Annotated in this window: 12 protein-coding genes, 1 tRNA gene and 1 pseudogene; 6 read left to right on the top strand and 8 right to left on the bottom strand. The window is 63.0% G+C overall.

The window, feature by feature from the left end:
• Positions 1–3: 3 nt before the first annotated feature.
• The 5 genes from AB0T83_RS08285 to AB0T83_RS08265 all read right to left on the bottom strand — a co-directional run bounded on the left by AB0T83_RS08285 (position 4) and on the right by AB0T83_RS08265 (position 3,745).
• Positions 4–321, bottom strand: a complete 318-nt coding sequence (locus AB0T83_RS08285) for a hypothetical protein (RefSeq protein WP_366192560.1) — start codon at positions 319–321, stop codon at positions 4–6.
• A 50-nt stretch (positions 322–371) separates the two neighbouring features.
• A complete protein-coding gene (locus AB0T83_RS08280; protein WP_366192559.1) occupies positions 372–629 on the bottom strand; it encodes a hypothetical protein in 258 nt (85 codons plus the stop codon).
• Positions 630–799: 170 nt separating this feature from the next.
• On the bottom strand, positions 800–1,087 hold the full coding sequence (locus tag AB0T83_RS08275) for a hypothetical protein (RefSeq protein ID WP_366192558.1): 288 nt from the start codon (positions 1,085–1,087) through the stop codon (positions 800–802).
• Positions 1,088–1,525: 438 nt separating this feature from the next.
• Positions 1,526–2,671 (bottom strand): saccharopine dehydrogenase family protein, encoded by a 1,146-nt coding sequence (locus AB0T83_RS08270; protein ID WP_366192557.1) that lies wholly within the window; start codon positions 2,669–2,671, stop codon positions 1,526–1,528.
• 12 nt (positions 2,672–2,683) lie between these two features.
• Complete coding sequence (locus tag AB0T83_RS08265) at positions 2,684–3,745, bottom strand: saccharopine dehydrogenase (protein ID WP_366192556.1); 1,062 nt, start codon at positions 3,743–3,745, stop codon at positions 2,684–2,686.
• A gap of 198 nt (positions 3,746–3,943) precedes the next feature.
• Here AB0T83_RS08265 and AB0T83_RS08260 point away from each other — a divergent pair, with 198 nt between their 5' ends.
• Positions 3,944–5,158: an acyl-CoA dehydrogenase gene (locus tag AB0T83_RS08260; protein WP_366192555.1), complete on the top strand. Its 1,215-nt coding sequence runs from the start codon at positions 3,944–3,946 to the stop codon at positions 5,156–5,158.
• A gap of 4 nt (positions 5,159–5,162) precedes the next feature.
• Here AB0T83_RS08260 and AB0T83_RS08255 read toward each other — a convergent pair whose 3' ends face one another.
• Complete coding sequence (locus AB0T83_RS08255; protein WP_366192554.1) at positions 5,163–5,372, bottom strand: SlyX family protein; 210 nt, start codon at positions 5,370–5,372, stop codon at positions 5,163–5,165.
• Between the two features lie 111 nt (positions 5,373–5,483).
• On the opposite strand from AB0T83_RS08255, the gene hisS reads away from it, so the two are divergent.
• The 3 genes from hisS to hisG are packed head-to-tail and all read left to right on the top strand — an operon-like array spanning position 5,484 to position 8,784.
• Positions 5,484–6,980 carry a histidine--tRNA ligase gene (gene hisS / locus AB0T83_RS08250; RefSeq protein WP_366192553.1) on the top strand — a complete coding sequence of 499 codons (1,497 nt, stop codon included), beginning with the start codon at positions 5,484–5,486 and terminating at the stop codon, positions 6,978–6,980.
• Positions 6,977–8,086 (top strand): ATP phosphoribosyltransferase regulatory subunit, encoded by a 1,110-nt coding sequence (locus AB0T83_RS08245; RefSeq protein ID WP_366192552.1) that lies wholly within the window; start codon positions 6,977–6,979, stop codon positions 8,084–8,086. Before hisS ends, AB0T83_RS08245 begins: the two co-directional genes overlap by 4 nt.
• Complete coding sequence (gene hisG, locus AB0T83_RS08240; RefSeq protein WP_366192551.1) at positions 8,083–8,784, top strand: ATP phosphoribosyltransferase; 702 nt, start codon at positions 8,083–8,085, stop codon at positions 8,782–8,784. The genes AB0T83_RS08245 and hisG overlap by 4 nt, the downstream gene beginning before the upstream one ends.
• Positions 8,785–8,843: 59 nt before the next feature.
• Here hisG and AB0T83_RS08235 read toward each other — a convergent pair whose 3' ends face one another.
• The gene (locus tag AB0T83_RS08235; protein WP_366192550.1) at positions 8,844–9,281 is read right to left on the bottom strand and encodes a DUF1489 family protein; all 438 of its coding nucleotides are present in this window, start codon (positions 9,279–9,281) and stop codon (positions 8,844–8,846) included.
• A gap of 89 nt (positions 9,282–9,370) precedes the next feature.
• Between AB0T83_RS08235 and AB0T83_RS08230 the strand changes: the two genes are divergently transcribed.
• Positions 9,371–11,644, top strand: a complete 2,274-nt coding sequence (locus tag AB0T83_RS08230) for an adenosylcobalamin-dependent ribonucleoside-diphosphate reductase (RefSeq protein WP_366192549.1) — start codon at positions 9,371–9,373, stop codon at positions 11,642–11,644.
• A 225-nt stretch (positions 11,645–11,869) separates the two neighbouring features.
• Positions 11,870–11,959: transfer RNA gene (locus tag AB0T83_RS08225), tRNA-Ser, on the top strand.
• Positions 11,960–12,534: 575 nt separating this feature from the next.
• On the opposite strand, the pseudogene AB0T83_RS20575 reads toward AB0T83_RS08225, so the two are convergent.
• Positions 12,535–13,478: pseudogene (locus tag AB0T83_RS20575) on the bottom strand (IS110 family RNA-guided transposase).
• Positions 13,479–13,893 lie beyond the last annotated feature (415 nt).

The raw sequence follows: 13,893 nt of genomic DNA, 5'->3' as shown, positions 1-13,893 counted from the left end.
GGATCAGCACTTCTTGGCGGCTTCGCTCAGCTTGAATTTCACCTGATTGCGCCTTTCAAGCGGGAAAAGACCTCGGTCCGTCAGGATGGCGTTCAACTCCACCATGTCGACGTTTTCCATGCAATTCACCGGCGACGGATCCAGCCCCATCCAGGACACCTTGTTCTTGACCATCAAGGCATACTGACTGTTGTTGGCGGGCACCGTGGACGCCGCCGTCACATCGGTGGTCGTTGGGGAGGACGTGGTCGCCGTGGTCACGGTACAGGCCGTCAGGGCACAGGCCCCTGCCAGCAACAGGGCGCCAAGGGATCTTTTCATGCGGAACCTCGCAAGGGCTGAAGGCGACTGCGCGGGGCAGTTGCGTTAGGTCAGCACTTCTTGGCGGCCTGGCTCAGCAGGAATTTCGCGGTGCTGCGTTTGTCCGCACTTTTTACCCGCCCGCCCGTCAATGCCGAGTTCAGCTCCACCATATCGGCGGTGCTCATGCAGTCAATCGGGCTGGGATCAAGACCCATCCCCGAAACGCGGTTCTTCAGGACCTGACCATATTGGTCGGTGGCATGGGCACCGGTTGCCACGAAGGCAACGGTCATGGCGAGGGCAAGGGATTTTTTGGCAATTTTCATGGGTTCGTTCCAGACTGATTGTGGTGGATCATGATAGCAGACCTAGGCAGAAGCTGGATGGATTTCCAGATAGAGCACGCCAAAGTGAGGCAGTTGACGCGGCGCCATCGCGGCCTTTTCAAAGCATCGCATGGGCCCCGTCCGGGTGCCCATGCGATGACGGGCATCCCTCAGCGGGCGCGGGCCGCGTCCAAGATTTCCGACGCCTGCTGGCGCATGGTGGACGTGTTTGAATCATCGTCCGACAGGATCTGGCGAAGCTGGACGATCTCGGTCAGTGTCAGCTTTTCAATGCCGACACTGTCGATGTTCTGCAAGCTCAGCGAGTTCACCAGAGCGCCGACCAGCATGGAATGGCCAACGGCCATGGTGTCGGTGTCGCTGTTGGCCCAGACGGCCGAGGCAGACGGGAGGGCGACGGTCGCAGCAAGCAGGGCGGCTTTCAGGGTCGTTTTCATTTCAAGGTCCTTTCATTGCGAACCACGGAGTGTGGTGTCTCTAATAAGCACGGGGTAATGGAAAAACAGAAATGAACTCATTTGACGTTTTCGCACGGAAAGAAGATGAGTCCGAAGCGGAAAATGCCGGAAATGAGAGGGTAATGAAACAAACCTCTCATTCGATGCCGTGGCAGTGCGATCACGAGATGGAGGCGTGATGAAGCCGTTACCGGATTGGAAGAATGGGCGTGCGGCGCGGTTGTGAGTTATAGTAATATGAAATCGTAGAAATCCATTAATAAGATTTCGTCTTGGCCGCTGCTCTGGAATGAACAACTGGAACCGGGAGCGCACTTAAAATAATTACATTTAGCCGAATCCGGAATGCCAATGCTCTCCGTTTGCATTGTGGAATTCAGTCGCGCCAGTTCCATTGACTGGTTCCACCGGTCAGCTTCACGCCAGATGATCCACCACAGCCAGGCGCTGTGCCTGCGTGGCAACCACGCCCAGCCAGCGGTCCACCAGCCGCAGGTCAGGCGGGGCTGCCGACACACCCGGCGCGATCTCATCCGCCAGAACGGACTCCACCGCCAGAGACACGGGAACCGATACCAGCCGCGCCATGGCCGAACCGCGGGCGTCACCGCTGGCATCCATGACATAGGTCTTGTGATAGATCGGGGCGCCCGCGCGGTCGGCGCGCAACTCCACACACATCACCACGCGATCAGGCTCGCCCTCGTCGAACTGGTGCTGTTGCCAGAGGTTTTCGGACATCTCCTGCAGGCGCGCCTCTCCCTCTGGCCCGGACAGGCTTTCGATCTCGCGGAAAATGTCCTTCCAGGCGGCGGCCCAGCCGTCCAGTCGCAGGGTGCCACGCACGAAGGTGCGCAGGCGCCAGTCCGGGTCAATGCCATACTCCGCGATGAAGGGCAGGCTGTCGCGGTTGGGATAAACCTCGAAGCTTTCCGGGGCGGGCAGGGGCGCGTCATAGCGGGTCAGGCTGTCCCACGGACGCGCGACGTTGAAGTCTTTGAAGTCCTTGATCGAGTGGGAGGGGGAACGCAGCGCCTTCAGAACCCCCAGGGGCGACCAGCTGAACTTGTAGCGAAACGGGTTAGGGGATTTCGGCACGCCGCCGCAATAGCTGCGGAAGGTGATCTCGTTGGCCGGGGCATGACCCCCTGCGGCGCGATAGTCCGCCACCAGCCAATGGGCCATCAGGTGATCGATGCCGGGATCCAGCCCGACCTCGTTGACCGACACCAGCCCTTTGGACCGAAACGCCGCATCCATCGACCGCATCTCGGGCGAGATGTAGGAGGACGACACGAAATGCGCCCCGGCGGCAAGGCAGGCCTGCGCGATGGTCACATGCCAATCGCCGGGCAACATCGAAACGGCGACATCGCCGGGTTTCAGCGCGGCGGCGAATGAGTCGGGATCAAAGGCCCGCACGTCGGCAGTCAGACCCTCCAGCACCGCATGTGCCTTGGCGGGCGTGCGGTTCCAGACCACCACGTCGTGGCCGTTTTCGATCAGCCGTCGCAGGCCGGGGCGCGTGGACAGGCCGGTTCCGACCCAGTGCAATCTTGGCATGGAGACAGGCCCTCAGACGTTGGCGATATGGGTTTCAAAGATCGCCCCGGCCCGCGCCCAGACGCCGGTGGCATTAGCGTCCAGGTCTTGAAGGTAGGGCAGAAGCTGGGCCGCGTAATCCTCGCTGCTTTCCACGGGCAGCATCGAGGGCAGGTTGTCGATCGCCATGACATCCAGCGGCACTGGGCTGTCGGTCACCCGGATCAGCGGGTCGGCGAAGGTGGTCGAGTGGTTGTAGATCGGGATCGGGTTGTAGCTGCTGCTCGGGTCGCAGGAAACATCGGCGATCACGCTCAGCCGCCGCGCCTTGGCCACGGCCTCTGCCGGGATGAAGACCGGCACGCTGGGGCCGGCGAGGATGCAGTTGACGAAAACCTCATGGTCCAGAATCTCGGGGAAGGGGCCACCGTTGGCGGTTTCGTCCTTGTCCCAGCGGGTGACCGCCAGCCCGAGCGCGGCGCAAAGATCGCAGGCGCCGCTGCCCACCCGGCCCAAAGCGCCGATGACAAGGGCGGTGGGGACAGGCGCGTCGGGAAGGGCGGCAAGGTCGTTGCGCAATTCCTCCAGCAGGGCCGCTTTGCCCGGATAGACGCCGATGGCCCCCAGCGGTGCTTCGGTCTTCTGCGCGATCCACGCCTTCAGTCCAATGGCCGCCCCGGCAAAGCCCGCCCAATAGCCGAAGGCCGCGATGCGCCGCCCGGTCTCGTCCAGCAGGTATTCCAGATCCAGCAGGGTGCCACCACCGCGACGGAACCTTCGCCGCAGCGCGGGACCATCCGCCTGTCCCTTGTAGGCATGGCCGAACATGATGTGGCGATGGGTCAGGTCGGGGCCATCCGCATCCAGCTCTTTCAGACCGAAAATGATGGCGTCGGACGGGGCGTCCGGCCAACTGTGCGCCGGGGCAATCGTACAGCCTGCTGCGGCATAGCCATCAATGGGAATGGCGCGGGCGGCGGAGTCCTCGACCGTGACTCGATGGCCCGCGTCCAGCAGCGTTCTGGCGCCATCCGGGGTCAGTCCGACCCGCTGTTCCATCTCGCGCTGTTCTGCCCTGACCCAGATATGTGCCATGCCCGTGCCTTTCTGATGTGGAAGGACAGGACGTATCGCCCGCGGCGCAGTCATGCAATCCTCTCGGCCCGATCCGCGGCCCCCGGTGCAACGAAAGTCGCGCGACCGGCCAAGATGTCGCCCCGACCCGCCGGCAGTCCACAGGTGACTTCCGGGCGGTTTCATAGGAACCTGAAGCCCACCCCGGAAGGAGCCCGCATGACCCGAAGCCTGCCCCCGAAAGACCGCCCCGATCTGTCCGCTTTTGTGTGGGAGGACCCGCTGCTGTTGGATGCCTCTCTCGGCGAGGAGGAACAGCTGCTGGCGGGATCCGCACGCCGGTTCGCGCAAGAGGTGCTGCAGCCCAGGGTCATCGAGGCCTATGCGCAGGAAACCATCGACACCGGCATTTTTCGGGACATGGGACAGATGGGCCTGCTGGGCGCCACCATCGCGCCGGAATACGGCGGGCTGGGCGCGGGCTATGTCAGCTACGGCCTGATCGCGCGCGAGATCGAGCGTGTCGACAGCGGCTATCGCTCGATGATGTCGGTGCAATCCTCGTTAGTGATGTATCCGATCTATGCCTATGGGTCCGAGGCGCAGCGGCAGAAGTACCTGCCGAAACTGGCCAGCGGCGACTGGATCGGCTGTTTCGGACTGACCGAGCCCGAGGCCGGCAGTGATCCCGGCGCCATGAAGACCCGTGCTGCGAAAACCGCCAGCGGCTACCGCCTGACCGGCGCCAAGACTTGGATCACCAACAGCCCCATTGCGGATGTGATGATCGTCTGGGCCAAGTCCGAGGCGCATGGAGGCAAAATCCGCGGCTTTATCCTGGAGCGGGGCCTGAAAGGCCTGTCGACGCCAAAAATCGAGGGCAAGCTTAGCCTGCGCGCCTCGGTCACCGGCGAGATTGTCATGGACAACGTGGACCTGCCCGAAGACGCGCTGTTGCCCGACGCACAGGGGCTGAAGGGGCCGTTCGGCTGCCTGAACCGCGCGCGCTTCGGCATTGCCTGGGGGGTGCTGGGGGCTGCGGAATTCTGCTGGCACGCGGCCCGGGATTACGGGCTGGATCGCCGCCAGTTCGGCAAGCCGCTGGCACAGACGCAATTGTTCCAGAAGAAACTCGCCGACATGCAGACCGAGATTGCCCTGGGAACGCAGGCGGCCCTGCAGGTCGGACGGCTGATGGACAGCGGCACGGCGGCGCCCGAAATGATCAGCCTGATCAAGCGCAACAATTGCGGCAAGGCACTGGACATCGCCCGCATGGCCCGCGACATGCACGGCGGCAATGGCATTTCGGGCGGCTACCAGGTGATGCGGCACATGGCCAACCTTGAAACCGTCAACACCTACGAGGGCACCCACGACGTGCATGCCCTGATCCTGGGTCGGGCCCAGACCGGACTGCAAGCTTTCGTCTGACGCCCTACCAGTGCGGCGGTTTCTGGTCCGCCAGCGGCACCGTGCCGCCCAGGTCGGATTCCCGCTCGGCCTCGCGCTGCATCAGCATGGCCACCCGCCGGGTCAATGTCTGGATCTCGCGATCCTGCCGCGCGATCACGTCCGACAGGTCGCTCACCGTGCGCTCCAGATAGGCCATCCGTTCCTGCATTTCCTGCGTGGCGGTCTCGGTCATCTGCCAAATCCTTGTGTTGTTCGGCTTTGTATCGCCGCGCGTGGGGTCAATAGGTTGCTCCCGCACCCTCCATCCGGTAGAGGGGCCGCGACCGTCAGAGGTGGAGCCCCCATGGCCAAGAAGGACAAGAAACAGCCACGCCCCAAGGCGGAAACGCCGAAGGGGTTCCGTGACTATTTCGGCGCTGAGGTGACCGAACGCAAGGCGATGCTGGATCGCATTGCCGAGGTGTATCATCTTTACGGGTTCGACGCGCTGGAAAGCGCCGCTGTCGAGACCGTCGAGGCACTTGGCAAGTTCCTGCCCGACGTGGACCGGCCCAACGAGGGTGTCTTCGCGTGGCAGGAGGAAGACAGCGACTGGCTGGCCCTGCGTTATGACCTGACCGCGCCACTGGCCCGCGTCTATGCCCAGTTCCGCAACGACTTGCCGACGCCCTACCGCCGCTATGCCATGGGACCGGTCTGGCGTAACGAAAAGCCGGGGCCGGGACGGTTCCGCCAGTTCTATCAATGCGATGCAGATACCGTGGGCGCGCCCACGGTGGCTGCGGATGCCGAGATCCTGTCGATGCTGTCGGATGCGCTGGAAGCCGTGGGCATCGACCGGGGCGACTATGTGGTCAAGGTCAACAACCGCAAGGTTCTGAACGGGGTGATGGAGGCTGCGGGCGTGTTGAACCCCGACGATCCTGCGGCCCTGGCCGCCGAACGCGGCATCGTGCTGCGCGCCATCGACAAGCTGGACCGCCTGGGGCGCGACGGCGTGCGCGCGCTGCTGGGGGCGGGCCGTGAGGATGCCTCGGGCGATTTCACCAAGGGGGCGGGTCTGAGCGACGATCAGGCCGCCATCGTTCTGGGCTTTCTTGATGCGCGCGGTTCCGATGGCGCCGCCACGGTGGCCAACCTTCAGGCCCTGATCGGGGCTTCGAAAACCGGCGCGCAGGGGGTCGACGAGTTGCAGCAGATCGCCGATCTGATGGCGGCGGGCGGCTATGGCGCCGACCGGGTCGAGATCGACCCTGCCGTGGTGCGCGGCCTTGGCTATTACACCGGCCCGGTGTTCGAGGCCGAGCTGACCTTCGAGATTACCGACGACAAGGGCCGCCCGCGCCAGTTCGGCTCGGTCGCCGGGGGCGGGCGCTATGACGATCTGGTCAAGCGCTTCACCGGACAGGCCGTGCCCGCAACCGGCGTGTCGATCGGCGTCGACCGTCTGTTGGCTGCGTTGTCTGCCAAGGGCCGGGCCGCGGCACAGTCCCATGGTCCGGTGGTGGTGACCGTGATGGATCGCGACCGTATGGCCGATTACCAGTCCATGGTCGCCGATCTGCGTGCGGCGGGCATCCGGGCCGAGGTCTACCTGGGCAACCCGAAGAACTTCGGCAACCAGATGAAATACGCCGACCGCCGCGATGCGCCCCTGGCGGTGATCCAGGGCGGCGACGAGGCGGCCCGCAACATGGTGCAGATCAAGGATCTGAAACTGGGCGCCGAGATCGCCGCGCAGGCCAGCCTGGAAGAATGGAAATCCCATGCCGCCCAGCGGGAGGTGCCCCGCGCCGATCTGGTGGCCGAGGTGCGCAAGATGCTGGACCGGGGCCAATGAGCGCGCCCTGCAAGTCTGAAATCCTCGCCGAGGCCCAACGCCTGCGCGCCTGTTTCGAGGCCGCCGGCGCCACCCCGGTGGATGCCGACATCCTGCTGCCCGCCGAGACCCTGCTGGATCTTTACGGCGAGGACATCCGCGCGCGGGCCTATGTCACCATGGATCCGCTGCATGGCGAATTGATGATGCGCCCGGATTTCACCGTGCCGGTGGTGCAGGCGCATATGTCCAACGGGGCCGGCACCGCGCGCTACACCTATCTGGGCGAGGTGTTCCGCAAGCAGGAAGGCGACTATGATCGCGCCAATGAATACCTGCAGGTCGGGTTCGAGCTGTTCGATGCCGAAGCGCCGGAAAAAGCCGATGCCGAGGTCTTCGCGATGTTCGCGACCCTGCTGGCGGATCTGCCCCTGCGCGCCGCGACCGGCGATGTGGGCATCCTGCGGGCGGCGATTTCCGGGCTGAAACTCTCCGCCCCGCGCCGCGCAGCGCTGATGCGGCATCTCTGGCGTCCCCGCCGCTTTCGCACCTTGCTGGAGCGTTTCTCGGGCCGCACCCCGGCCACGCCGCAACGCGCGGCACTGCTGGAGGCGCATGGTCGGGGCGAAGACGTGCTGTCGGAGGCCGGGCTGTTCATCGGCCTGCGCGATCCCGACGAGATCCGCAAACGCCTTGACCGTCTTGTCGCGGACCTGTCCGAACCGCCCCTGACCGAGGGCGAGTTGTCGGCGCTGGATCAGGTTCTCACCCTCAAGGACATGAGCCCCGCCGCGCTGGAACGGCTTAGCGACATCGCCGTGGACATGCCGGCAATGCTGGACGCGGTGCAGCGGTTCGAACGCCGGCTCGACGCGCTACAGGCCCGTGGTGTCGATATCGACCAATTGCACTTCGAAGCCGAATTCGGGCGCACCACCATGGAATACTACGACGGTTTCGTTTTCGGGTTCTCAGGCACCGAGCAGCCGGGCCTGCCGCCGGTGGCTCTGGGCGGCCGCTACGACGCGCTGACCCGCATCCTTGGCCAGGGCACCGCCATGCCGGCGGTGGGCGGCATGATCCGCCCGGCTTCTCTTCTGGACCTGCGCAGCGGAGATCCCGCATGACCCTGAAACTCGGTGTGCCGTCCAAGGGGCGGCTGATGGAAAAGACCTTCGACTGGTTCAGCGCCCGCGGCATCGGCCTCAGCCGCACCGGGGCCGAGCGCGAGTACAGCGGCGCCGTCACCGGGATCGACGGGATGGAACTGGTGCTGCTCTCGGCCTCGGAAATTCCCCGGGAACTGGCCCGCGGTCGCATTCATCTGGGCGTCACCGGCTCCGACCTCGTGCGCGACAAGCTTGCGGCATGGCACGACCATGTGATCGAACTGGAGCCCATGGGCTTCGGCTTTGCCGATCTCATCATCGCGGTGCCCAAATGCTGGGTCGATGTCGACACCATCGCCGATCTCGACAGCGCTGCCGCCGCCTTCCGGGCCACCCATGGCTTCCGCCTTCGCATTGCCACGAAATACCACCGGCTGGTGCGCGAATATCTCAGGAAGGAAGGTGTGGCCGACTATCAACTGGTCGACAGCCAGGGTGCCACCGAAGGCACGGTCAAGAACCTGACCGCCGAGGCCATCGCCGACATCACCTCGACTGGCGAGACCCTGCGCGCCAACCACCTCAAGATCCTCGGCGACGGGATCATTCACCGCAGCCAGGCCACGCTGTTCAAATCCCGCAAGGCGCAATGGACCGGCGACGATCGCAAGGCGTTGCAGGTGCTGAAGGACAGCCTCGCCGCCGCGCACGTGTGATCTTCTTCTTGGCAAAAATACTCAAGATCCGACCCTGGCCAGACTGACCTGGGCCGGGGTCAGAGAACCCCGATCTCGGCCAGCGCCGCCTGCATCTCGCGCGGCAGCCTGTCGTCGCCGGCTGCTGACGCCCGGTCCAGATCGGCTGGTGAATCCTCGGGTTTCAGATAGCGCCAGCCCTGAAACGGACGGCGCGGGGCAGGGCGGGTGCGGATGATCTGCGGGTCCATGACGATCCCGCAGCGCCGGATGCCGTCCTCGCCGATCACCTCATCCAGCCGCAGGATGCGCTGCCGCGCCAGAATCGCCCCCTTGAACACCCAATACAGCGACCCGCCCGCCAGCAATTCCGCCTCGCGCTTGGGCCACATGCGGGTGACATGGCGCGGCAACCCGTCGGGCTGCTGGGCTGCGCGGGTCTTTTGCCACGCGATCAGGTCCTCGACAGCGTCCGCGCCAACGCACAGCTTGATCAGATTGGTGTAGGTTTTGGTCATCACTTCTGCCCTTCAAGATGATATTTAGGTGTGACAGCCGGTGTGGCAAGCTATATGTTGTAGTCCGTCGAGAATCCCTGGAGCACCCCATGAGCCGCTTTTCCGCCCCCATCGCCGAATCCATCTGGGACATGAAGTATCGTCTGAAAGACGCAGAGGGCACCCCCGTGGATCACGGCGTGGAAGATACCTGGCGACGCATCGCAGGGGCGCTGGCGACGGTGGAAAAGGACCCCTCCGACTGGGAAGACAAGTTCTATGGCGCGCTGGAGGATTTCAAGTTCCTGCCCGCCGGGCGGATCATTGCCGGTGCCGGGACCGCGCGCAGCGTGACCCTGTTCAACTGTTTCGTCATGGGCACCGTGCCCGACAGCATGGCCGGCATCTTCGACATGCTGAAGGAAGCGGCGCTGACCATGCAGCAGGGCGGCGGCATCGGCTATGATTTCTCGACCATCCGGCCCAAGGGCGCGCCGGTGCAGGGGGTGGCGGCGGATGCCTCGGGCCCGCTCAGCTTCATGGATGTCTGGGACGCCATGTGCCGCACGATCATGTCGGCAGGCTCGCGCCGGGGGGCGATGATGGCGACCATGCGCTGCGACCACCCGGATGTGGAACAGTTCATCACCGCCAAATCCGACGCCGCGCGCCTGCGCATGTTCAACCTGTCGGTGCTGGTCACCGATCCCTTTATGGAAGCCGTCAAAGCCGACAGACCCTGGGATCTGGTGTTCGACGGGGTGGTCTACAACACCGTCCGCGCCCGCGACCTGTGGGACCGGATCATGCAGTCGACCTATGACTACGCCGAGCCGGGCGTCATCTTCATTGACCGCATCAATTCCGCCAACAACCTGAACTACTGCGAAACCATCGCCGCCACCAACCCATGCGGCGAGCAGCCTCTGCCGCCCTATGGCGCCTGCCTGCTGGGCTCGATCAACATGGCCAAGCTGGTGTCGAACCCGTTCGAAGGCGACGCGGCGCTGGACGAGGACATGCTGGACGATCTGGTGCGCACCGCCGTGCGGATGATGGACAATGTGGTCGATGCTTCGCGCTTCCCGCTGCCCGCGCAGGAAGAAGAGGCGCAGAACAAGCGCCGGATCGGGCTGGGGGTCACCGGGCTGGCCGATGCGCTGTTGATGGTCGGGCTGCGCTATGGCTCCGAGGACGCGGCGCGTCAGACCGAGCGCTGGTTGCAGGCGATCGCCCGCGCCGCCTATCTGGCCTCGGTCGATCTGGCGAAGGAAAAAGGGGCCTTCCCCTTGTTCGATGCCGAGAAATACCTGGCCAGCGGCACCATGCAGGCCATGGACGACGACGTGCGCGACGCGATTGCCGAACACGGAATCCGCAACGCGCTGCTGACCTCCATCGCGCCGACCGGCACCATCAGCCTTTATGCGGGCAATGTCTCGTCGGGGATCGAGCCGGTGTTCGCCTACAGCTACACCCGCAAGGTGCTGCAAAAGGACGGCTCGCGTACCGAGGAAGAGGTCGTGGACTATGCCGTGAAACTGTGGCGCGAAAAATTCGGGGACGTGGATCTGCCCGACCATTTCGTCAATGCCCAGACCCTGGCGCCGCTCGACCACGTGCGGATGCAGGCGGCGGCGCAGAAGTGGATCGACTCCAGCATCTCGAAGACCATCAACTGCCCGGCGGACATCGGCTTTGAAGAGTTCAAGGACGTCTACATGGCGGCCTGGGACCAAGGCTGCAAAGGCTGCACCACCTATCGCCCGAATGACGTGACCGGCAGCGTACTGAGCGTGGCCGAGGACAAACCGAAAGCGGCCCCGGTGGTGCAACCGGTTGAGGTCGGCGGCGTCGTTCATCTGACCGAGCCGCTTGACCGTCCCGTGGCCCTGGAAGGCAACACCTACAAGCTGAAATGGCCCGACAGCGAGCATGCGATCTATATCACCATCAACGATGTGGAAGTGAACGGCCACCGCCGCCCGTTCGAAATCTTCATCAATTCCAAGAACATGGAGCATTTCAGTTGGACCGTGGCGCTGACCCGGATGATTTCAGCGGTGTTCCGGCGTGGCGGCGATGTCTCCTTCGTGGTGGAAGAGCTGAAAGCCGTGTTCGACCCGCGCGGCGGGGCCTGGATGGAGGGCAAATACATCCCCTCGATCCTGGCGGCCATCGGCGGCACCATCGAAAAGCACATGATCGCCATCGGCTTCATCGACGGCGAGGGGCTGGGCCTGAAGACCGATCCTCACGCCGATCCCGTCTCTGGACTGGCCGCCCCCAAGGGCAAGGCGTGCTCCAGTTGCGGCAGCTACGAGATGCGGATGATCGAGGGGTGCGTGACCTGCGCCAATTGCGGGTTTTCTAAATGCGGGTAGGCGCGTAGTCCGGTCCGACAATGGCGGACAATCCTCCGCTTTTGCCGCCACGCTGGCGTCGCCGCGGCCTGCCGTTGAGCGGCTCGAGTCCGTGTTTCTGCCCGGCCCGAGCCAGCGGGCGCTTTGGTCCACAGTGCCTGCTAGTTTCACAAGCGAAATAGAAGACTTCGAGTTCTCGTATCGAGACTTGTCAAATCACCCGTTGCCCCTTAGCACCGCGACCGTGGAGCGGTGGCCGAGTGGTCTAAGGCAGTAGTCTTGAAAACTACCGTGCGTGAAAGCGTACCGTGGGTTCGAATCCCACCCGCTCCGCCACTTGCTACTGATTAATATGATAAAAAATCTTTTTTTAGTCTATACCCGCCAAAATACCCTCCAATTTGTTTGCGCTTAGAATCAGTTGATTGCGACATGTTGGTCAGTTCGCGACTGTCGGTGAGGCCGCGTGCTCGTAACTTCCGACAAGCCGGCGTAGTTTCCCAGATGGCCTCATGTTTTGGTGAGGCTGCTTGGATCGTGATGCTGAGTACAAGGCACGACGCCTCGTGTTCTATCTGTGAGAATGCTATAACCTGCATGAAGCGACTTGCGGTTGGGCAAAACTTTCAATCGGCCCTTTAATTGCGGTTCCACGTCAAGCCTGTTTCTCTGTCCTTTCCGGGGTCATGGTCCTTTTCGCGGTCATGGCTTCATGTTGCTGTTCGGGCCGGGTGCCTTCAACGTACGCAACGCAGGTGCCCTGGGGGCCTGCAGCCGATTGAACGAGGTCACCGCAACCACCGTCCCGGCGGGACATCACAGGTCTGACATCAGGCCTGCAATCTCAGGGTCGGATCATGCTTTGGTCATGCCGGCAGGTCTTTCCCCCATTCGAAGCCCGTCCCGTCAACTCAGATGCAGTGGAGGATCACAGCCAGCTGACGGGCGACGGCGACCTGAGCCTTTTTCATTCCGTTGCGCTTGGCGAGGCGCAGGCCCCACGCTTTCAGTGCGCACCATCTCTTCGTTCGGTGCAACAGGACGCTGGCCGCCTCGAACAAATAGCTCCGTAGCAGCCGGTCGCCCCATCGCGACACGCGGCCGTTGGTGTCGGTTTCGCCGGATTGCTTGCGGCGCGGGGTCAGGCCGAGGTAGGCGCCGACCGCCGCCGCGCTTTTGAACCGCGAGGGATCATCAATCGTGTCGCGGAACGTGAGCGCCGTCACCACGCCGATGCCGGGGACCGTCATGAGCCGTCGGGTGGTTTCGTCTTCCCGGGCGAGTTGGCGGACCCGCCGATCAAGCGCGTCCAATTCGCCACAGACTTGTCCATGGACGGAAATAAGCGGCAGCAACACCGGCCACAGGATATGTCCCTCGCCCGACAACTCTTCCACCTGGCGACGGAACTGCCCGCCGGTCGAGCGGGGGAAGATCAGGCCGCACGCCTTCAGCATGGCACGTATCTGGTTCTCGAGGTCGCGCCGATAGCAGGTCTCGCTGATCGAGAACGCCCTGCACGCCAGAGCGATGCTGGCAGATCGATAGCGCACTGCCCATTCGGCCATCTCGCGCCTTTGAGATGGCCTCACCACTTTTTTCCGAGGGCTTCTTTAAGCAGATCATTCTGCATGCTTTTCTCAGCATACATCCTCTTCAGGCGCTTGTTCTCTTCGTCGAGCTCTTTCATCCGCGCCATCAGACTGGCATCCATACCGCCATACTTTGAGCGCCACTTGTAGAAGCTTGCGCTGCTCATCCCATGCTCCCGGCAAAGATCAGCAACCGGCACGCCGTTCTCTGCCTGCTTCAGGATCGCCATGATCTGCGCGTCGCTGTACTTCGATTTCTTCATCAGAATCTCCTCTTTGATCTTCGAGAAAATTCTACTTCCGCACACCCCTAATTTTCAGGGGGATTGCCGACCTGACAGATACAGTTGCTAGGCTCTGCTCAGCCCCCGCTACCTCTGAAACTACACCACCACCTGGGACACAATCTCTACTTTCAAAGCTGTCTACCTTCGCAAATACAAACTTCGCAAATACAAAGCGCCCTGTTGCCCAAAAGCGTTCTCACAGCTACGATTTCACTCAAAAAAAAGAATCTCTATTTCTTGAAGCACAGTAGTTTCTTTAGGAGTCTCAAGATTTGGCCAAGAACCCGACAGCATCTGGTGGATCCTATACCAGGACCGCAGGCCAGAGCACCTCTCTGACATCTCTGTTCAGCTATGCAGATGTTGACAATGACATCGTCTCGTTTGCGGT

The sequence above is a fragment of the Meridianimarinicoccus marinus genome (assembly GCF_040689105.1).
GTDB classification, from domain to species: domain Bacteria; phylum Pseudomonadota; class Alphaproteobacteria; order Rhodobacterales; family Rhodobacteraceae; genus Meridianimarinicoccus; species Meridianimarinicoccus marinus.
The sequence above is the reverse complement of the archived record's forward strand: the minus strand, read 5'-3'. Positions and strand labels throughout refer to the sequence as shown.